Source organism: Mesobacillus subterraneus (assembly GCF_020524355.2).
GTDB classification, from domain to species: Bacteria; Bacillota; Bacilli; order Bacillales; family Cytobacillaceae; genus Mesobacillus; species Mesobacillus subterraneus_C.
The window spans coordinates 285,875-305,238 of record NZ_CP129019.1 but is presented as its reverse complement, the minus strand read 5'-3'; the positions used below and the strand labels follow the sequence as shown (position 1 = coordinate 305,238).

Below are 19,364 nucleotides of genomic sequence, written 5' to 3'. Positions count from 1 at the left end.
CCTCTCTTTCCTCGGATGTTATTTGTATAGTTCCCTTTTAAGCTATCAATCTATTAGTTGCGCAATGGCTTGCCTTTTACGAGCATATGCTGCATGCGCTGCTGAGATTTCGGCTCTGCCACAAGGCTCAAGAAAGCTTCTCTTTCTAGGTCGAGTAAGTATTGCTCATCTACCTCGGTTCCGTATGGCACTTTTCCGCCGGCGATAACATACGCTAGTTTCTTCGCGATTTTCAAGTCATGCTCAGAAATGTAACCTGACAGTTGCATAGTTTGGGCACCCAGAAGCAGAGTTGCATAGCCTGGCTCCCCAGTGACAGGTACTTTCTTTCTCACCGGTGCTTTATAACCGCTTTCATATAAATTCAATGCAGCCTGTTTCGCATCATATAACAGGTGATCGCTGTTCACGCTGATGCCATCTGCTTCATTCAGGAAGTTATTATCGCGAGCTTCTTCTCCAGAAGTGGAGACTTTAGCCATTGCGATCGTTTCAAATACTTTATTCGCAACTTTTTGAAGGTCGAAATCCACGCCTTTTGGCAGTCCTTCAAGATGCTTGATGTAAAGCTCCTTGTTACCCCCGCCGCCAGGAATCAGGCCTACACCGGCTTCAACAAGTCCCATATATGTTTCCATAGAAGCCTGGATATGCGCTGCCGGCAAGCACATTTCAGCGCCTCCGCCAAGCGTCATTCCGAATGGTGCAGCTACAACCGGCTTAGAAGAGTACTTGATTTTCATCGTCGTCTGCTGGAATTGGCGAACGACCATATCAAGATCCCAAATGTTATCGTCTTGCGCTTCCATCAGAATCATGGCCAGGTTTGCACCAACTGAGAAGTTTTTACCCTGGTTGCCAATGACAAGGCCCTATAGTTCTTTTCCACTTCATCAATCGCGAAGTTGATCATCTGGAGGATGTCTGGCCCGATTGAGTTGCTATGTGAGTGGAATTCCAGCAATGCGATGCCATCGCCAAGGTCGATCAGGCTCGCGCCGCCATTCTTTTTGATGACGCCTTTTTGCTTTTTCAATAGCTTCAGGTTGATCGCTTTTGGATTTTCTTCTACAGCTACGTATTCACCGTTGTGATAGTAGCTCAGCTTGCCATCTTCTTCTTTATAGAATGAAGTGAAGCCTTTCTCGACCATTTCTTTTACCCATCCAGGAACAGTCTTGCCTTCAGACTCCATTTTGCTGATGGCTTTTTCGACACCTAGTGCATCCCAAGCTTCGAAAGGTCCCATTTCCCAGCCGAATCCCCACTTCATCGCCCGGTCCACGGCGACGATATCATCGGCAATCGTACCTAGAAGGTCAGCGGAGTAAACGAGCACAGGGCTGAAAATATTCCATAAAAGCTCACCTGCACGGTCATTACTATAAACAAGCGCTTTCATTTTATTGGCAAGACCTTTTTCCTGCTTCGCCATTTCAGTAGACGCTGTCTTCAGTTTTTTGCGTGGTCCGTATTCAAGAGTTTCCGGATCCAGTTCAAGGATCTCTTTGCCCTGCTTCAGGAAGAATCCCTAGCCTGACTTGCTTCCTAGCCAGCCGTTCTCAAGCATCTTCTTCATGAACTCTGGAACTTCAAAGACTTCCTTTTCTTCCCCATCAACCTGGTCATACACGTTTTTCGCAACATGGGCGAAAGTATCAAGACCGACGACATCGAGCGTGCGGAATGTGGCGCTCTTAGGACGGCCAATCATTGGTCCAGTTACAGAGTCAACTTCACCAACACTGTAGCCGCCTTTCACCATTTCCCTTACTGTTACCAGCAAGCCGTAAGTACCGATTCGGTTGGCGATGAAGTTAGGTGTATCCTTCGCTTCAACGACTCCCTTGCCTAATTTGTCTTCACCGAAAGTCTTCACGAATGAAAGGACTTCAGGGTCCGTATCTTTAGTAGGGATTACTTCAAGCAGCTTCAGATAGCGCGGCGGGTTGAAGAAATGGGTGCCCAGGAAATGCTTCCTGAAATCTTCAGAACGCCCTTCAGCCATTGCCTCGACAGAAATCCCTGACGTGTTAGAGCTGATGATGCTTCCCTGCTTGCGATATTTATCTACATCAGTAAAAACTTTCTTTTTTATATCAAGGTTTTCAACAACTACTTCGATTACCCAATCAACATCCTTGAGTTTTTCCATATCGTCTTCGAAATTGCCCGCTTCTATCAGAGCAAGATTCTTTTTGGAGGCCAAAGGTGCCGGTTTTTGCTTCAATAACTTTTGCACTGATCCTGCACTAATCCGGTTGCGCACCTGCTTGTCTTCAAGCGTAAGGCCTTTCGCTTTTTCCTGTTCCGTTAATTCCCGAGGTACAATATCAAGCAGCAATGTAGGAATCCCGATGTTTGCCAGATGTGCGGCAATCCCTGATCCCATGACACCTGAACCAAGCACCGCTGCCTTTTGAATTTGTCGCATCAAATTTGTCTCCCCCTTTAACTCTTTTTGAATGAATACTCATTCATTTTTGCATCAAAAAAAAATATGCATATAAATGAGTTCTGTTAATTACTACTATAAAATATTTAAAAAATTTCCGCAATAATAAGGTGCGGAAAAAAGAAAATTTTTTGAATCTTTAATCCTTCTACTTATTTCAGCAGACTTGGATATCCTAAAAAAGCGTTACTCTTATCTTTTTAAAATACGGAGGTAATAAAATGGCCAGATTGAAAAAGAATCCGTCAAAGGCTGGAGTCAGCGCAGCCAGTGTGAAAGGAAATGCTGGCCCGTCAATGGGACAGGGCGGCGAAAGAAAGCAGAACAGCCAGAATAGCCAGTATAAAAAATAAAAGCGTAAGCGCCTCGGTCAGCCTCGACAAGCGTTGGAGGGCGGACCAGTGAAGTCGTTCTTTGACTTCACCTGAGCGGACCGAAATCGAAAAGTATAGCCGACTGTCCAGAAACGCAGAAACTGGAGACTCCGACAAAGAAGCGCTTTTTGCTTCTGCCGGCGGAGTTGAAGTTTCGGAGTTTCTAGGAGGCGACACTAGACAACTCGAAATGCGGAGGCGACTGCCCAACTCCGACAAGCGCTGGATGGCCTGACAGTGCAGTCGCTCTCTGACTTCATTGGCAGGACCGAAGCGTCTCGAGGAGTTAGGAGCCGCAGCTAGACAAGTCTCGAGAGGCTAGGCGCTGGAGCTGGATAACTCTCAAAGTAGAGTTTTACACCTTCCTGTAAAAAATAATAAAAAAACAGGCTGACATCTGTCAGCCTGTTGATCATTATTTCTTTAACATTCCTTTTAAAACAAATGCAACGTTTGCCGGACGTTCTGCCAGCCTGCGCATGAAATAGCCGTACCAGTCTGTTCCGAATGGGACATAAACGCGCATCGTGTACCCTTCTTCCGCAAGCTGCAGCTGCCTTTCCGGCATGATTCCAAATAGCATCTGGAACTCGAACTGGCTTTTTGGGATATTATTTGCCTTCGCGAATTCCTTCGTGAAGTTAATGATATTGTCATCGTGTGAGGCAACAGCTGTATAATTACCGTTCAGCAGATGCATCTTAATGATTTTCTTGAAGTTCTCATCCACATCTTTTTTCTCTGGGAAAGCAACTTCGGGTGACTCTTTATAGGCACCCTTCACAAGACGGAGATTTGGAGAAAATTGATTCAGGTCCTCAATATCTTTTTCAGTCCTGTACAAATAAGCTTGGATGACCGTGCCGATGTTGTCGTATTCAGACTTTAACTGTTTGAAAATATCCAGAGTCCTCTGGCAGCGCTCGTAGTCCTCCATGTCGATGGTCACAAATACATTATTCTCTTTAGCTGTATCCATGATTCGACGCATATTGGTCATAACCACTTTTTCAGAAATATCAAAGCCGAGTGAAGTCATTTTCACGCTCATCTGAGCATTTAATTTTTCACAGCCAATCGCCTTGATCATCGCAATTGAACTTTCTGCTCTCTCGTTCGCTTCTCTTTCATTGTCAACGAATTCCCCAAGAAAATCGACGGTTGCCGCAAGATTCTTTCTGTTTAGCTCTTTAATGACTTCCACAGACTGCTCGACCGTTTCCCCGGAAACAAAACGTTTTGCCCCTAAACGAAGACCATATTTCTTAGCCATTTTTGTGAAAAATTTATTTTTTGATAAAAAAAGAAAAAAGTTCCTCATTAGTTGTTCCATAGCTTTTCCTCCCCTTAATGAAAACGATTACATCGCCCTTTAAAAAAATTACTTCATCTATATCTATTTTGCAGAATCATTTTATCACTTTTTCAGTAGTTTGAATATTACTTTCGTAGGAAAATGTTCTTTTTTGACGAATCTTGTCCTGCATACTTTATTTTGCCTCGGGAACGATAATATCCGATGGAATTATTAAAAATCAGGAGGGTCAATTATGCAGCAGCAAAACATGAATTTTCAGGGCCAGCAGCAAGGGATCATGCAGACGCCGCCTTCAGTAGTTTCAACTAAAGATTCTTTATATTTAACAGATATGCTTTCATGGAATTTACTTGCGATGAAAAAAGCACATTTCTTTGCCCAGCAGTGTCAGGATCAGGAGTTGAAGATGGAAATCGAAAAGTGCGGTCAAATGCACCAGAAGCACTACCAAAAAATCCTAACCCATCTTAATAGCCAACAGAACCAGAACTATTCAGGAACTTCAGGTATGCAATAAACAAAGCTGCAAAACATATCAATTTTACAGGAGGAAAAGCGGATGAATCAGAATCAGAATCAGAACCAGAATCAGCAAAAAATCCAGAATCCAGAAACACAGGTCCAAAAAACACCGCAGATGAATGACCGTGATTTCATCAATGATATTTTAACGACTGAAAAATACATGACTCAAGGTTATGATACGGCGTTAAATGAGGTAAGCCACGATCAGCTTTACCAGGATGTACTCGCCATCTACACAGAAACAGCGAATGCACAGCGCAGCATCTATAATCTCATGTTCAAAAAAGGCTGGTATGGAGTAGAAGCGGCAGAGGCGCAAAAGCTTCAGCAGTCACACCAGCAATTCCAGGGATATTCAAACCAATTCCCATACGGCGGCCAGCAGCTTCAATAATTTCTTTATCTCAGCTTTGGACCGGGCAAACACGCCCGGTTCTTTTTGCTTTGCTAGTCGTTCCCGCCCTTTCTTTCCCCTTTTCACTGTAGCGCTTGGATTTAAACTCAAAAAAGAGGGATTATTAGAAACAAAAAACCACCTCATACCGAGATGGTTTTTCCTCATTTTTGTCGGTTCTTCTCATTCAGTTCTTTGACTTCTGCGATGACGTTCTTGATTTGATCCTTGGCTTCAGGATATTCTTCATTCCAGTGCCTCGCCAATGGAGGCATCGACTTGGCGATATGGCTGTAAATTATCCATGCTTTTACCTTCTCGACATTATCAGCGGAGCCTTCACCAACCAAAAGCTCTGTGTATTTATCCAGTAATCCATTAATTTGCTCTGTAAAATTCTTGTCCATTTTCACACTCCTCCTTTACATTCCGCAAGTTCGCGGACAGGTTTTGCAATAACTTCCTTTTTCTTTGAGCATGTAGCTGTAACAGCAGGTTTTTCGGATTCTGATCGATGAATCGGTCTCTTCCTGATAGACTGGTTCACTGTAAAACCTCGAAATCGGATTGTTAGTATAACGTCCAAACAGCTTCCCAGGAGCGGATTCGACCAAATAAGAAAAGTCTTCTGCCGCCCGTGACTTCACCTCAGGATCCTCAGTTTGGTTTAAGATTTTTTCATAGAGCCAGAAAATATAGACAGCTACATTTTCCCACAGAATTAGCTTTGAGATTTTCGCAGATTTCGAGATTGCATCCATAACCGGAAAAAGATTCTCTGCGAACAAGTGCCTTACTGCTTCCGATCTCCATTCATCGCGTCCATCTGCCGGGCATACTTCCGTACTTTTGTTTATCAGATAAAACCCAGGCAGCCAAAGACCATCATGAATGGCATCCTCCAGAATAATATTCTCAGGTGATACATCCATCTTTTTGTTAAAAGCGCTCATTGAATATAAATATAGGGCTGCAAGAAAAGCATGTCTCTTCATGAATACAGAAGCTGCAGTCTTCAGGTCTGGAGCCCCTAGCTCGTTTTCGAACCTTTTCAGATAGGTGCTCATCGTTGACTCATTTAAAAAAGGGCTAAACTGAATTTGGACATCTTTGTCTGGTTCAGAAACCACAAAACGATAGTTAGCGAGAATCGCTAATTCCTTGGGCGTCAGGTCAGCTTTCATGTTCATACTCCAATTTTGTCCTTAAGGATACAACGTCCTTTTCCATACGGGATACAAAGTGGTGTGCCAAAAAGCGGATCGATTGTCACTTCACATGCCATGCCGAAAACATGTTGAACAAGCCCGCAATTAATCACTACTTCCGGCTTTCCCTGGTCGAAAATCTTCTGGTCCTTTATCGCCACGATATTATGGGCATATCTGCAGGCTAGGTTCAGGTCATGCAGAACCATGACAATCGTTCTGCCTTCATTTTCATTCAATTCATACAGCAAATCAAGAATCTCTATTTGATGTGTCATATCCAGATAGGTTGTCGGTTCATCAAGCAAGATGATATCAGTATCCTGGGCAAGGGTCATCGCGATCCAGGCACGCTGGCGCTGGCCCCCGGACAAAGAGTCGACTGTGCGATCCTTAAGATGATCGATGCCTGTCGCCTTTAACGCATTGGTTACACTCTTTTCATCCTCTTCCGACCATTGCTTCAGCCAGGTCTGGTAAGGATATCTGCCCTGCTTGACAAGCTGCAGGACCGTCAACCCTTCTGGCGCTGAAGGAGACTGGGGAAGGATGGCCATTTTGCGGGCAACTTCCTTTGTTGACAATTTTGCAATTGAGTCGCCTTCAAGAAGGATAGATCCTTCCCTGGGCTTGAGCAGTCTTGCAATCGAGCGCAGCAAGGTCGATTTTCCGCAGCCATTTCCTCCTATAAAAACGGTAATTTCACCTTTAGGAATCTGTATATCTAATTCATTTATGATAATCGAATCTCCATAGGAGAGTGTCAGTTTTTCCGTTTCGATTGCCTGATTCATGTCCATTTCCCCTTTCTCTTCAACTTAAGTATTTCTAGTCTTGAATAGCAGGTAGACAAAATACGGAGCTCCGATCCCTGCGGTGAAAACGCCAGCCGGGACTTCTAATGGAGAAAACATGGTCCGCCCGATCAAATCAGCAAGCATGACAAGGATTCCGCCGATCAAAGCCGATACTGGCAAAAGCGCACCGAATGCTGAACCAACCATCCTCCTGGTCATATGCGGAGCCATCAGCCCAACAAAACCAATGCCGCCTGCAAAAGCAACCGAGCTGGCTATGAGCGCAGTGCTGACCAGCAAAAGCGCAAACCGCTGACGCTGGACATGTCCACCGACCCCAGTGGCTATATCTTCCCCTAATTCCTGTACATTCACATTCCTGGCAAAGATAAAGGCAATCAAGAGCATAATGACTGTCCACGGTACGAGCACCGCTACATTTCCCCATGTCGAGCCATAGACTGTACCCGTAATCCAGATATTCGCCTGGCTGGCCCGGTAAATTGGCCCCATGATCATCATCAGTGTAGTCAAAGCCTGCATCATGGCAGAAATCCCGATTCCAATCAGTACGAGCCGTACAGGCGAAACTCCATTTTTCCAGGAAAGAAAATAAACCAGGAATGCTACGATTGCGGCGCCCGCGAATGCGGCAACAGGCATCCATTCTATACTTACTGTCAAAGCGTTATTATCATCACTGAAAATAGCTAAAAACCCTACAACCGCTACCGATGCTCCACCGGTGATGCCCAAAATATCAGGTGAAGCAAGCGGGTTCCGAATCATTCCCTGGAGAAGTCCACCGGCGACAGCCAAACTGATTCCTACCATCAGAGCAACGATAATTCTCGGAAGACGGAACGATTGCACAACCAATCTCTCCATATCGCTTCCCCCGCCAAAAAACACAGCAAGGACGCTTATTGGGCTTATATCCATATCGCCCAGGCCGGTACTGATGACAAACACGGCAAATGCGGTAACCAGCAGACCCAGAAAAATCAGTGCAGCTTTTTTATCAATCAAAAAAGAGATTTTATCCTTAAAAAGTCTTAAGCTTTTGTACTGGCTCATTTTCCATTGAACCCCTTTCTCGCAATATAGATGAAAAATGGAGTTCCGATCAGCGCCGTCATGACTCCGACAGGGATTTCCTGCGGCATTAGCACATAGCGGGCAGCGATATCCGCTGCCAATAACAGCATCCCTCCAAAAATCGCTGAGAAAGGAATGACCCAGCGGTGGTCAATGCCAACCACAGCCCTCGTCAAATGCGGGATTACAATCCCGATAAAACCAATGGGACCAGCAACAGCAACAGCCCCTCCCGATAAGAGAACAATAATAACACCAGTGCCAAGCTTGACAAACCCAGTATTCAAGCCTAGGCCCTTTGCTACATCCTCGCCCATTGACAAGATGTTCATTTTAGAAGAAATCAAAACAGCTGCAATCCAGCCAATCGCTAAATATGGGAGGACTCCAATGAGAGTCTCCAGCTTGCGCCCCTGTACAGAGCCAGCGAGCCAGTACAGAACCTGCTCTAAAGCAGCCTCATCCAGTACGAGCAAGCCCTGGGTGAACGAAGAAAACATCGCGGTCATCGCCGCGCCTGCAAGCGTCAATTTCATCGGGGTCAATCCTTCACGGCCTGCAGAGCCAATCACATAGACACTGATTGCCGCCAATGCCGCACCCAAAAAGGAAATCCATGTAAACGCCTGGAGGCTGCCGACTGAAAAAATCGTCACTGCCACTACTACCGCGAAACCAGCCCCCGCATTCACGCCAAAGATACCAGGTGAAGCAAGTGGGTTTTTCGTCAGTGTCTGCATCAGCACACCCGCAATCGCCAGACTTGCACCGACTGCAGCAGCAATCAATGCCCGCGGAAGGCGAACGGATTGAATAATAATATGTTCATTTGAACCGTCATAATTCATGAAAGCATCATAGGCAGTTTTCCATGAAGTATCCGTATAACCGTAAACGATACTAGCGCATATTAAGAATAAAATTAATAGGGTGGAAATCAATAATCCGCCCAATCTTTGTTCATTAGTCTTCAGCAGCATTTCAATTTACCTTTCTTTTTTAAGGAAGTTGTTAATATTGTTATTTAACTTTAAGTGATATGAGATTCGTTTTCATTAGTTCATTGGAAAGTTCACAAAATCGTCAATGATTATGAAAATCATTATCAATTAGTTATTGACAAGGTCTCCCTTTAGATTTTATCATAAAGGAGCAGTAATTGAAAATGATTATCAATCACATTCTAGGAGGAAATACATATGAAAGCTTCAAAATTATTGCTGAGTCTTATTACGATCTTCACAGTCCTGCTTTTGGCAGCATGCGGAGGTAATGAGGATAAGGAAAAGGAAACAGCTGAACAACCAAAAGAAAAAGAAGAAACGAGCTACACTGTTGAACATGCCATGGGTTCTACTACATTAGAAAAAACACCAGAAAAAGTCGTGATTTTAACAAACGAAGGAACGGAAGCTTTGCTTGCGCTGGGCGTTACTCCTGTTGGTGCTGTCCAATCGTGGACTGGCGATCCATGGTATGACCATATCGCTGAAGACATGAAGGATGTCCAGGTGGTCGGTGTCGAGAGCCAGGTGAATGTCGAAGCCATTGCCGCGCTTCAGCCTGACTTGATTATCGGCAACAAAATGCGCCAGGAAGATATTTATGAGCAGCTTAAAGCTATCGCCCCAACGGTTTTCGCTGAAGATCTTCGCGGAAACTGGAAAAACAACTTTGAACTTTACTCAAAAGCTGTAAACAAAGAAGAAAAGGGCAAGGAAGTACTTGCTGCTTATGATCAGCGAATAGAAGATCTTAAAGAAAAACTCGGTGATAAAGTAAATACGGAAGTTTCCATGGTTCGCTTCATGGCTGGTGACGTTCGTATTTACCACAAGGATTCATTCTCAGGCGTCATCCTCGAGCAAATCGGAATGGCTCGTCCTGAAAGCCAGGATAAAGAAGACTTTGCTGAAAAAGGCGTGACCAAGGAAAGAATTCCGGCTATGGACGGAGATGTACTCTTCTACTTCACATATGATGAAGGTGATGGAAAAGCGACTGAAGTTGAAAAGGAATGGATCGAGGATCCGCTATTCCAAAATCTTGAGGTAGCGAAAAAAGGTGAAGTCTACAAAGTAAGTGATGCAATCTGGAATACAGCTGGCGGCGTAAAAGCTGCTAATTTAATGCTAGATGATCTTGAAAAACATTTGTTGAAATAAAATCCCCCCAAGATTTTATTTAACTAATCCCCATTCCCATATATAGAATAGGCAGCCCTCGCAAATGTTGATTTGCGGGGGCTGTTGTATTTACCCCGCTTCCCCCCTTTTTGATCTTCATCCACTTATGACAAAAATTCCAAAAGAGTTTCATAATCCTCCCATTTTCGGAAATGATAAGCGTAAATCAAGATTGGCGGAGATTATCAATGAGACATCCATTCAAGAAAAAGCTAATGCAAGAAATTGAGAAAGAAGCGGCCCGTCAAGATACAGAGGGACAAAAGCCAGAGCAATATCTCAATGAACACGAATGGGAAAAAGCGCTTTTAAAGTCACATGATTTTAAAAAGACTTTTTACGTGAATCAAAAATCAGGAAAAAAGTTCTGCTTCTCTTTTATGTCAACTCTAATAGATGAAAGCATTCTTCAAAACAACGCCCTGCCCTATCTGCTGGAAGGCGATTTAACCAAAATCGAAGATGTTAAAAGCCTGATCCCCATTGCTGATGTCCAGGTATCAGACCACAATGAGGATATTGAAACGAAATTATTTAACGGATATGTACTCCTGACGCTTGAGGGTGAAGAAAAGTATTTCGCCTTTGTTGCAGCCCAAAAACAAGTTGTCAGAAACGTTGCACAGCCTGAGGTTGAATTCAGTGTTATCGGACCAAAGGAATCTTTCGTTGAGTCTATGGACCATAACCTCAATATGATCCGCAAAAGGGTCCCTGTGAAAGAACTGATCATTGAGAATTACACGGTAGGTTCGATTTCCAAATCAGGGGTGGCTGTCCTGTATATTGATGGAATTACGAATAAGGAAAACGTCAATACTGTAGTACAGCGAATCAAAGATATTGAGTTCGATGAAATCACGGATAGCTCCTATATCGTCCAATTGATATCGGATAACCAGAATTCTCCCTTTCCGCAGCTACTTGATACAGAAAGACCGGACCGTATTGCAGCAATACTTGCAGAAGGTAAAATCGCTATCCTTGTAGATGGTTCCCCTCACGCATTGATTGGTCCAACGACCCTGGTTGAATTTTTCGGGTCTTTTGAAGATTATTTCCTAAATTATTTACTATCTTCCTTTTTCCGTTTGGTGCGACTATTCGCCGTTGCGTTCTCGATTTTGATTACGCCAATTTATGTGGCAGCCCTGTCCTATCACTATGAATTGATTCCACAGGATCTGTTAAGTACGTTGATTACATCAAGGAGGGAGATCCCGCTCCCTCCCATTCTTGAAGCATTGTTCCTTGAACTGACGATCGAGCTATTGCGTGAGGCCGGAGCCCGCCTTCCGACAAAGGTCGGCCAGACGATTGGTATCGTGGGCGGAATCGTAATCGGGACAGCTTCCGTTGAAGCAGGCCTGACAAGTAACGTCCTGCTCATCATTGTCGCATTGGCAGCTCTGGCGTCTTTCACTACGCCAGTTTACCGGATGGGTAATACCATCAGGCTGTTGCGGTTCCCGTTCCTATTCTTCGCAGAGCTTTGGGGGATGCTTGGAATCGTCGTTGCCTTCTCGTTTCTCCTCACCCATCTGCTTAGACTGACATCATTGGGAAGGCCTTTCCTTGAACCTTTGTATCCTCCAAGGATAACAGATTTCAAAGATGCGATTATTCGCTTGCCTTTTACAATGCAGTATAATCGGCCACAATACTTGAGAACTGAAAATCCAGTCCGCTTCAGTGAAAAAAAGGCAAAGGAAAAAAAGGACATCGATGAGTGAGCATTGGAGGTTTTGAAAAAACATGCAGCAGCCAATACCTGAAAGATTGCAAGTATCACCATTTCTCGTTCTCTACCTGATCATGTCGATGCAGATTGGCATCGGCGTCCTTGGCTACCAGCGGATCATCGCGAAGAATGCGGGCTATGATGCATGGATTTCAGTTCTTGCTGCTGGCTTAAGCATCCATATCATCGTTTGGATGATCTATAAAATTTGCGGGACAGTTGAAGGAGATGTCGTGGCAGCCAATACCTATGTATTCGGCAAAAAAATCGGCAATCTCCTAAGCACTGTTTTCGTCGTCTATCTGCTGATTTTTGCATTGGCTGTTTTAAGGACCTATCTCGAAGTTGTCCAAGTATGGATGTTCCCTGAGATCAGTCCTTTCTGGTACAGTCTTGTCTTTTTGATTCTCTCGATTTATATCGTTTTTGGAGGTTTCCGGACCGTAACTGGTATAGCTTTTTTCTGCATCGTCCTACCGAGCTATCTGCTCCTGACCTTTGGTTTTGCACTCAAGTTTGCAGATTTCAGCAATTTGCTGCCGATACTTGACCATTCCTTAAAAGATATGACTATCAGTGCTTTCAATATGTCCCTGACATATATAGGTTTTGAAATACCGCTATTTTTCTATCCATTTATTAAAGACGCACCTAAATCACAAAAATGGGCCCATTTAGGTGTTTTTATAACGACCATTATTTATACCATACTGGCGATTATTACTTTCACTTATTTTTCAGAAGCTCAACTCGCCAAATCCATTTGGTCCACTCTTGAAATGTGGAAAATCGTCAGCATGCCCTTTGTTGAACGCTTTGAATATATCGGAATTGCAAACTGGAATCTGATTATCCTCCCGAATATTTGTATCGCGCTCTGGGGTGCCAGTATGATTTTAAAAAGATCCTATAAGCTGCAGCAAAAAAAAGGTGTGATTGCCCTAGCACTCATCTGCTTAATCGCCATTCCTTTTTTAGATACAAGAGCAAAGATAAATTTACTGAATGACTGGGTCGCACGAATTGGATTCAGTGTGACCTTCGTCTATATCCCTTTTTTATTTATTGCAACGATGATTGCTAAGAAGGTGAAAAATAAAAATGATAAATAGAAGATATTTGCTTATCCCGGTTTTCTCCTTGCTGCTTACAGGATGTGTTGAAAAGGAAATTATTGATGATGTTAACATCGAAATGGGAATAGGCTATGACCAGAAAGAAAATGATGTAATTGAAGGAACTATCATGATCCCTATTTTTAATCCCGACAAGAAAATCGGCAATTTCACCTTTTCTGCCACCGCTGACACTAGCCGGGAATTAGTTCAGGAAATTCAGCGTAGATCAGCTCAGCCGCTCGTGACAGGCTCCCTGGAAATTGCTCTATTTGGCGAGGAAATCGCTAGCAAGGGAATCAAGGAATTCACTGATGCTCTCGAACGTGACCCGAGTATAGGAGCAAGAGTTTATTTCACGGTAGCAGATGACAAGGCTAAAGAAATCTTATCCGGAACATACGGAAACAGAGGAAATGCCATCCATTTATCACAATTGATTAAGCACAATACCGAAGACCGGAATTTGCCCAACACAAATATGCACCTCTTTCTATTCGATTTATACCAGAAGGGGAAAGATCCGATTCTGCCAATTCTGAGAAAAGAGGAACCTGAAGTAATAGACATTGCCGGGATCGCTCTTTTCAAGGACGACAAATTGGTAGGTGAACTACCTGCCGATAAGATGTTCTTCTTAAAGCTCCTAACCGATAAATACAGCGAAGGATCTTTTAAGCTTGATGTTGACGAAGAGCAAGTCGTGGTAAAAGATCTGAGTTCAAAAAATAAGTTCAAACTTATTAAACGGGAACCATACGTTGTGGATGTCGAACTCAAAATCGAAGCGCTTATCCGTGAGTATACCGGAGACATTGTGACCCCTGAAATCATAAAGAAGATTGAAAAAGAATTCGAAAATCAAGTCAACAAGGAAGCAGCGGCAATGATACACGACTTTCAGGAAAAGGGGATTGATCCAGTCGGATTTGGCCAATTCATCAAATCCAGAACAAGAGGATTTGATTTTAAAAGATGGGAAGATGAATATGAAAATTTAACCGTCCATGTTAAAACAGATATGGTAATCACTGAGGTAGGGATTGTCGAATAAAGTGAAAGAGGGTGTCCAAATGGACACCCTCTTTCACTTTTATGCAGTGGTTGAGAACATGTATTTCTTATAATGGTACCGTATCGAGAAAATCAGGCTTACTGCCAGCATATTTCCCATGAGCGAGCTTCCCCCATAACTGATGAACGGCAGAGGGATACCTGTGATTGGCAGCAGGCCTATGGTCATGCCGATATTCTGGAATACATGGAAGGTGATCATGCTGATGACACCAACACAAATATAGGTATAAAAATCATTTTTTGTTTCCATTCCGATTTTTGTAATTTGGTAAATCAGTAGGAAAAATAAGCTTACGATGATACTTGCTCCAACGAAGCCGAATTCTTCGCCGATGATACTGAAAATGAAGTCAGTGTGACTCTCAGGCAGGTACACTTCCCTTGTTCCATACCCCTTCCCCACTGTTTCACCTGAACCAATGGTCAACAAAGACCTTGTCAGCTGGAAGCCGGTTGTGCTCTGGTAATTATATGGGTCAAGCCAGGAATAGATCCTTCCGAATTGATATTCCTTTACTCCCAGATACTTTTCCAGTATTTCTGGTTTCCAAATAACAAAATAGAATATGACCGAAATCAATGTAAACCCTGTCCCGAAAATGGGCACAAGCAGCTTCCAGGTAATACCCGAAATAAAGATCATTCCAAGCATGATTGCAATATAAACGAGCGAAGTACCAAGGTCAGGCTGCTGCATGACGAGCAGGAGCGGAATCATCGTGACAAAACCAATTTTAATCAAGAGCCAGAAGTCCGTTTGCATGCTTTTCAGCCGATATTTCTGATGATGGTCGACAATCACCCTCGCAAGCGCCAGGATGATGAACACCTTCACCAATTCCGAAGGCTGCAGGGTACCCATAGCCGGCACTCTGTACCAGCTTTTCGCACCATTGATGACAGGAGCAATGGTTGACGGAGCAACGATAAGCCCAGACAGTAGGACCAATCCAAAACCATATGCGTACCAGCTCAGTTTTTGCAGCTGATCGGAATCAAGTGTGATGACAGCGGTAATGATGCCAGTGCCGATTATGTACCAGATTATTTGCTTTACCAAAAAGTTTTCAGAGCCATATTGCCCCGTCGTCTGGGCGCTGTAAATGGCGATGCAGCTTGAAAGAAACAATAGGATCAATATCGTCACCAGCCCATAGTCGAGCCGGGAATTCGTTTTTTGATTCGAAGTCATTTTTATTCCCCTTTTAAAATGAAGACAATTTCCAACTGAGAATTAAGTAAGCTATTTTAACAGGCATAGACTCGAGCCTTAATTGAAGAACTGTTCAATACTTCATTATATTTTTTTCGACAATAAATCACAACTTATGACTATGAAATGGTTATTATTACATACTGGAAACATTTTATTCAGGAAATTTGACGCAGGGAAATGGGTGTTGCTTCCTTTTTGGATTGCTTGGTTAATTATTTGTTTTACTCTTTTATTGTGGTCGCTGATCAACCAATTAGAATGTCGGACAGTTTGGCTGCTTTCTTGGGGATTTGTGTATGTGATGGACGTGATGACGCACAGGTTTCCTGCTTTTCCTAGATTTATGTCCGTCATCACCTTGATGACGGACAGGTTTCCTGCTGTTCCCCAGATTTGTGTCCATCATAACCCTGATGACGCACAGGTTCCCTCCCGGAGTTTCTGTCATAGAGGCTGCTGTTAATTTTGCGTGCATAGAGATGGGACTTGTTTCATAGCTTTGTAAGGGACAAAGTCTTTGAAAAAGTGGGGATTCTGTATGCTATCAAAAATTGAAGCTTTCATCCTTGGTATTATCCAGGGCCTGACTGAGTTTTTGCCGATCAGCAGTACCGGTCATCTTTATCTGGGCAGGAATTTATTCGGTCTTGAAGAGGCCGGCCTGCTGCTGGACACGATGCTTCATGTAGGTACGCTGCTGGCGGTGTTTGTGTTTTATAGATATGAATTCATCAAAATTCTAAAAAATCCATTTGGGAAGCTGACCTTTCTCCTTGTCGTCGGTACGCTGCCGGCTGTCGTTGTCGGCTTGCTGTTTGAGGATTACTTTGATGAGATCTCCAAGACCGGTGTGACGATTGGCTGGGAATTTCTGATTACTGGGACATTGATGTGGTTCGCCGATTCTATAAAAAATGGGCGCAAAAAGATGGACGATATCAGTTATACGGACGCACTTGTAATAGGAAGTTTCCAGGCGGCGGCAATTTTTCCAGCGATTTCCCGATCCGGCTTGACGATTGTCGCGGCGCTTTGGCGGAAGCTTGATCGCGAGACAGCGGCCTACTTCTCCTTCCTGCTGTCGACACCAGCGATTCTTGGTGCAATTTTTCTGCAGGGAAAAGACCTTTTCAGCGGCGGCAGTGAGACGATTTCAATTCAGGCATTGTTGATTGGCATCATTTCAACAGGAATTTTCGGTTATATCGCAGTAAAATGGATGATTGGCTATTTAAAAAATCACTCTTTGAAGCCTTTTGCGATTTATGTGTGGATAATGGGGCTTGTTGTGCTGTATTTTCAGCATGCAGGGCAGTTCTAAAATTTTTTATAGCGAAAATCTGGATTTTATAGCGATTTTTTCGTTTTTATAGCGATTTTCTCATTTTTATAGCGAAAATCCAATTTTTATAGCGAATTGGAAATTTAAGCTGATTTTTTCCAGTTCAATCTACTATCAAACAAAAAAAGCACACCATTCGCATGAAATGGTGTGCCTTTTCCATTCTATCAGCAGCCGCCGTCTCCGCCCATAAGGACCAGACCTTCACGGTACTCGTCATACTCAAGTGCCATGCCCTGAGTATAGTCCACAATATTGGATTCGATAGCGACCTGGATTTCATTGATTACAACTACATGATCATCTTCTTCCGGCTCCTCCAGAGCCAGCCCAATCTGCGGGCCTCCTCAGCCAAAGCCGCCGAAGTAGACGCGGATACCTTCTGCTTTGCGCTCGGCGAGAATTTCTTTTAAAATGTCGCGCGCTTTATCTGAAATTCGCATTCTCCCTGTTCCTTTCTACATCAATTCTGTCTAATGCTTAGTTTACCATGGTATCTATAAGAAATATATAATACTGCCCGGAGTATTATGTGAAGGTTATATTTGGAAAAAAACAAGCGCCTCCAGCTACAATTGTGAACGTTTTATGATTAAAACGTGACGAAACTAAACAAAACATAACAAAACCAAACAAAATGTATATCCATCTACTAAATATTCTATTATATTTAGTTTAGGATGAAAAGGAGGTAATACATTGCAAATCTACACTCCAGATGAAATCGCTTCCATGCTGAAAATCTCCAAGAATACTGTCTATGAGATGATAAAGCGTGGCGATCTTGCAGCTTTTAAGGTCGGCAATAAAATGCGGATCGAAGAAAGCGAGTTTGAAAGATTTAAAGCTAGCATGTCCGCAAACCCGATAAAATCACAGGAATCAAAGACGGCAGCACAGCATTCGTTACAGCTGGCAGGCAGTCACGATTTCCTTGTCGAACAGCTAGTAAAATACATAGCCTCTGAAGGAACAGGACTTTCCGTCACTCCCTCCTATATCGGCAGTCTTGAAGGATTGATGATGCTTTACCGAGGCAGTGCCGATATCGCTGCCGTCCACTTGCTCGACCCAGCATCGCAGCAATACAATCTTCCCTTCATCCGCCAGCTGTTTGTTCATGAACCGATTACGGTGATGAGACTTGCTTCCCGGGATCAGGGCTTGATCGTGGCAAAAGGCAATCCAAAGAACATCACCGGAGTCAAAGACCTGGCAAGAAGTGATGTCATGATCATCAATCGGCAAAAAGGAGCCGGAACCCGCTTCCTGCTCGATTCCTTTCTGGCGAGTGAAAAGCTTGAGCCCGTGGCAGTGAAGGGTTATGAAAATGAAGAATGGACACACCTTGGCGCGGGGGCCCATATCAGCAGAGGAACAGCTGACGCCGCTTTTGGAATTAGATGTGCAGCAAGCCAGCTTGGACTCGATTTCATCCCGCTGACGAAGGAACAATTTGATCTTGTATTCCGCTGGACTCCCGGAAACAAAGAAGCTCTCCACCATTTGATTGATCTGATTCAGCTTACCAATTTCAAGGACAGCATTGCAGACCTTGACGGCTATGATGCTGAGGAATTCGGGAAAATCATTTACGGAAATCACTTGTCGGAGGCATAAAACAATGAAACTGAAAAAATTACTTTCTATCTTACTTGTATTTTTGTTAGCTCTTGTGACCGGTTGTTCAGATTCTTCATCTGATTCAACGGTCAAGGAACCAGAAAAAGCGTCAAAAGAAAAACCAACGGATTTAATCCTTGCGACGACTACCAGCACACAGGATAGCGGATTGCTTGATGTATTAATACCGGAATTTGAAAAAAACAATAACTACAATGTAAAAACGATTGCGGTCGGAACTGGCCAAGCACTTGAAATGGGAACACGCGGTGAAGCCGATGTCCTTCTTGTCCACGCTCCTGCAGCGGAAGAGGAATTGGTGAAAAGCGGTGATGCGATTAATCGCCAAAAGGTCATGTACAATGACTTCATTGTAGTTGGTCCTGCTGAAGACCCAGCTGAAATAAAAGGATTATCTGTTCCTGAGGCATTGGCGAAAATCACCGAATCGAAGGCTTCATTCGTGTCCCGCGGTGACGATTCTGGTACTCATAAAAAAGAACTAGAGCTTTGGAAGAAATCTTCCCTTGATCCCAAATCATTGGGCGATGCCTATATTGAGTCTGGACAGGGCATGGGTGCAACCCTCAAGATTGCTTCCGAGAAAAAGGGCTATACTTTGACAGACAGAGCTACCTACCTCGCACAAAAAAAGAACATGCCTGATACTGAGATTTTGGTAGAAGGCGATGAAAGCTTGCTGAATATATACCATGTTATGCAGGTAAACGACGGAAAGCATGAAAAAGTGAATGCAGATGGTGCGAAAGCATTCGTTGAATTCATGATTGCAGGTGAAACAAAGAACATCATCAAGGAATTCGGCATGGATGAGTATGGTGAGGCTCTATTTTTCTTATTCGAATAGCATAGTTAGTAATGTATAATTTTACTA

18 protein-coding genes and 1 pseudogene are annotated in these 19,364 nt (G+C 43.6%); 11 read left to right on the top strand and 8 right to left on the bottom strand.

Annotated features, from left to right (window positions below):
* Positions 1-53: 53 nt before the first annotated feature.
* Positions 54-2,434: pseudogene (locus LC048_RS01395) on the bottom strand (3-hydroxyacyl-CoA dehydrogenase NAD-binding domain-containing protein).
* Positions 2,435-2,676: 242 nt separating this feature from the next.
* Here LC048_RS01395 and LC048_RS01390 point away from each other — a divergent pair.
* Entirely contained in the window at positions 2,677-2,808 is a 132-nt protein-coding gene (locus tag LC048_RS01390) for a YuzL family protein (RefSeq protein WP_226601731.1), read from the top strand.
* A gap of 61 nt (positions 2,809-2,869) precedes the next feature.
* Positions 2,870-3,064 (top strand): hypothetical protein, encoded by a 195-nt coding sequence (locus LC048_RS01385; protein ID WP_226601730.1) that lies wholly within the window; start codon positions 2,870-2,872, stop codon positions 3,062-3,064.
* A 180-nt stretch (positions 3,065-3,244) separates the two neighbouring features.
* Here the strand turns inward: LC048_RS01385 and LC048_RS01380 are convergent, their stop codons facing one another.
* Positions 3,245-4,162: a proline dehydrogenase family protein gene (locus LC048_RS01380; RefSeq protein WP_226601729.1), complete on the bottom strand. Its 918-nt coding sequence runs from the start codon at positions 4,160-4,162 to the stop codon at positions 3,245-3,247.
* 217 nt (positions 4,163-4,379) lie between these two features.
* On the opposite strand from LC048_RS01380, the gene LC048_RS01375 reads away from it, so the two are divergent.
* Positions 4,380-4,664, top strand: coding sequence for a hypothetical protein (locus LC048_RS01375; RefSeq protein ID WP_226601728.1), 285 nt, complete (start codon positions 4,380-4,382; stop codon positions 4,662-4,664).
* Positions 4,665-4,706: 42 nt separating this feature from the next.
* Complete coding sequence (locus tag LC048_RS01370) at positions 4,707-5,066, top strand: spore coat protein (RefSeq protein WP_226601727.1); 360 nt, start codon at positions 4,707-4,709, stop codon at positions 5,064-5,066.
* 164 nt (positions 5,067-5,230) lie between these two features.
* Here LC048_RS01370 and LC048_RS01365 read toward each other — a convergent pair whose 3' ends face one another.
* From LC048_RS01365 to LC048_RS01345, 5 genes are read right to left on the bottom strand one after another with little or no spacing between them, the layout of a single operon-like run.
* Positions 5,231-5,473 (bottom strand): YusU family protein, encoded by a 243-nt coding sequence (locus LC048_RS01365; RefSeq protein WP_226601726.1) that lies wholly within the window; start codon positions 5,471-5,473, stop codon positions 5,231-5,233.
* A 15-nt stretch (positions 5,474-5,488) separates the two neighbouring features.
* Positions 5,489-6,250, bottom strand: a complete 762-nt coding sequence (locus tag LC048_RS01360) for an IucA/IucC family C-terminal-domain containing protein (protein WP_226601725.1) — start codon at positions 6,248-6,250, stop codon at positions 5,489-5,491.
* A gap of 2 nt (positions 6,251-6,252) precedes the next feature.
* Positions 6,253-7,068, bottom strand: coding sequence for an ABC transporter ATP-binding protein (locus tag LC048_RS01355; protein ID WP_226601724.1), 816 nt, complete (start codon positions 7,066-7,068; stop codon positions 6,253-6,255).
* Between the two features lie 24 nt (positions 7,069-7,092).
* Positions 7,093-8,148 carry a FecCD family ABC transporter permease gene (locus LC048_RS01350; protein ID WP_306049241.1) on the bottom strand — a complete coding sequence of 352 codons (1,056 nt, stop codon included), beginning with the start codon at positions 8,146-8,148 and terminating at the stop codon, positions 7,093-7,095.
* Complete coding sequence (locus tag LC048_RS01345; protein WP_226601722.1) at positions 8,145-9,149, bottom strand: FecCD family ABC transporter permease; 1,005 nt, start codon at positions 9,147-9,149, stop codon at positions 8,145-8,147. Before LC048_RS01345 ends, LC048_RS01350 begins: the two co-directional genes overlap by 4 nt.
* A 219-nt stretch (positions 9,150-9,368) precedes the next feature.
* Here LC048_RS01345 and LC048_RS01340 point away from each other — a divergent pair, with 219 nt between their 5' ends.
* The 4 genes from LC048_RS01340 (at position 9,369) to LC048_RS01325 (ending at position 14,265) form a co-directional block, all read left to right on the top strand.
* Positions 9,369-10,334 carry an ABC transporter substrate-binding protein gene (locus LC048_RS01340; protein ID WP_226601721.1) on the top strand — a complete coding sequence of 322 codons (966 nt, stop codon included), beginning with the start codon at positions 9,369-9,371 and terminating at the stop codon, positions 10,332-10,334.
* Positions 10,335-10,543: 209 nt separating this feature from the next.
* Positions 10,544-12,088, top strand: coding sequence for a spore germination protein (locus LC048_RS01335; RefSeq protein WP_371931975.1), 1,545 nt, complete (start codon positions 10,544-10,546; stop codon positions 12,086-12,088).
* 22 nt (positions 12,089-12,110) lie between these two features.
* Positions 12,111-13,208 carry a GerAB/ArcD/ProY family transporter gene (locus LC048_RS01330; protein ID WP_306049238.1) on the top strand — a complete coding sequence of 366 codons (1,098 nt, stop codon included), beginning with the start codon at positions 12,111-12,113 and terminating at the stop codon, positions 13,206-13,208.
* Positions 13,198-14,265, top strand: a complete 1,068-nt coding sequence (locus LC048_RS01325; RefSeq protein ID WP_226601719.1) for a Ger(x)C family spore germination protein — start codon at positions 13,198-13,200, stop codon at positions 14,263-14,265. Before LC048_RS01330 ends, LC048_RS01325 begins: the two co-directional genes overlap by 11 nt.
* Positions 14,266-14,304: 39 nt before the next feature.
* On the opposite strand, the gene LC048_RS01320 is transcribed toward LC048_RS01325, so the two are convergent.
* Complete coding sequence (locus LC048_RS01320) at positions 14,305-15,480, bottom strand: FtsW/RodA/SpoVE family cell cycle protein (protein WP_306049236.1); 1,176 nt, start codon at positions 15,478-15,480, stop codon at positions 14,305-14,307.
* A 562-nt stretch (positions 15,481-16,042) separates the two neighbouring features.
* Here LC048_RS01320 and LC048_RS01315 point away from each other — a divergent pair.
* The 3 genes from LC048_RS01315 (at position 16,043) to LC048_RS01305 (ending at position 19,337) form a co-directional block, all read left to right on the top strand.
* Positions 16,043-16,825, top strand: a complete 783-nt coding sequence (locus LC048_RS01315; RefSeq protein WP_226601717.1) for an undecaprenyl-diphosphate phosphatase — start codon at positions 16,043-16,045, stop codon at positions 16,823-16,825.
* 720 nt (positions 16,826-17,545) lie between these two features.
* Positions 17,546-18,466 (top strand): helix-turn-helix transcriptional regulator, encoded by a 921-nt coding sequence (locus LC048_RS01310; protein WP_226601716.1) that lies wholly within the window; start codon positions 17,546-17,548, stop codon positions 18,464-18,466.
* A 4-nt stretch (positions 18,467-18,470) separates the two neighbouring features.
* Entirely contained in the window at positions 18,471-19,337 is an 867-nt protein-coding gene (locus tag LC048_RS01305; RefSeq protein ID WP_306049234.1) for an ABC transporter substrate-binding protein, read from the top strand.
* The last annotated feature ends 27 nt before the right edge of the window (positions 19,338-19,364 follow it).

Coding starts and splice junctions, on each gene's coding strand:
- LC048_RS01335 (WP_371931975.1), top strand. CDS start 10,544: ATGAGACATCCATTCAAGAAAAAGCTAATGCAAGAAATTGAGAAAGAA.
- LC048_RS01325 (WP_226601719.1), top strand. CDS start 13,198: ATGATAAATAGAAGATATTTGCTTATCCCGGTTTTCTCCTTGCTGCTT.
- LC048_RS01380 (WP_226601729.1), bottom strand. CDS start 4,162: ATGGAACAACTAATGAGGAACTTTTTTCTTTTTTTATCAAAAAATAAA.
- LC048_RS01360 (WP_226601725.1), bottom strand. CDS start 6,250: ATGAAAGCTGACCTGACGCCCAAGGAATTAGCGATTCTCGCTAACTAT.
- LC048_RS01315 (WP_226601717.1), top strand. CDS start 16,043: ATGCTATCAAAAATTGAAGCTTTCATCCTTGGTATTATCCAGGGCCTG.
- LC048_RS01375 (WP_226601728.1), top strand. CDS start 4,380: ATGCAGCAGCAAAACATGAATTTTCAGGGCCAGCAGCAAGGGATCATG.
- LC048_RS01345 (WP_226601722.1), bottom strand. CDS start 9,149: ATGCTGCTGAAGACTAATGAACAAAGATTGGGCGGATTATTGATTTCC.
- LC048_RS01365 (WP_226601726.1), bottom strand. CDS start 5,473: ATGGACAAGAATTTTACAGAGCAAATTAATGGATTACTGGATAAATAC.
- LC048_RS01305 (WP_306049234.1), top strand. CDS start 18,471: ATGAAACTGAAAAAATTACTTTCTATCTTACTTGTATTTTTGTTAGCT.
- LC048_RS01390 (WP_226601731.1), top strand. CDS start 2,677: ATGGCCAGATTGAAAAAGAATCCGTCAAAGGCTGGAGTCAGCGCAGCC.
- LC048_RS01330 (WP_306049238.1), top strand. CDS start 12,111: ATGCAGCAGCCAATACCTGAAAGATTGCAAGTATCACCATTTCTCGTT.
- LC048_RS01355 (WP_226601724.1), bottom strand. CDS start 7,068: ATGAATCAGGCAATCGAAACGGAAAAACTGACACTCTCCTATGGAGAT.
- LC048_RS01340 (WP_226601721.1), top strand. CDS start 9,369: ATGAAAGCTTCAAAATTATTGCTGAGTCTTATTACGATCTTCACAGTC.
- LC048_RS01370 (WP_226601727.1), top strand. CDS start 4,707: ATGAATCAGAATCAGAATCAGAACCAGAATCAGCAAAAAATCCAGAAT.
- LC048_RS01350 (WP_306049241.1), bottom strand. CDS start 8,148: ATGAGCCAGTACAAAAGCTTAAGACTTTTTAAGGATAAAATCTCTTTT.
- LC048_RS01320 (WP_306049236.1), bottom strand. CDS start 15,480: ATGACTTCGAATCAAAAAACGAATTCCCGGCTCGACTATGGGCTGGTG.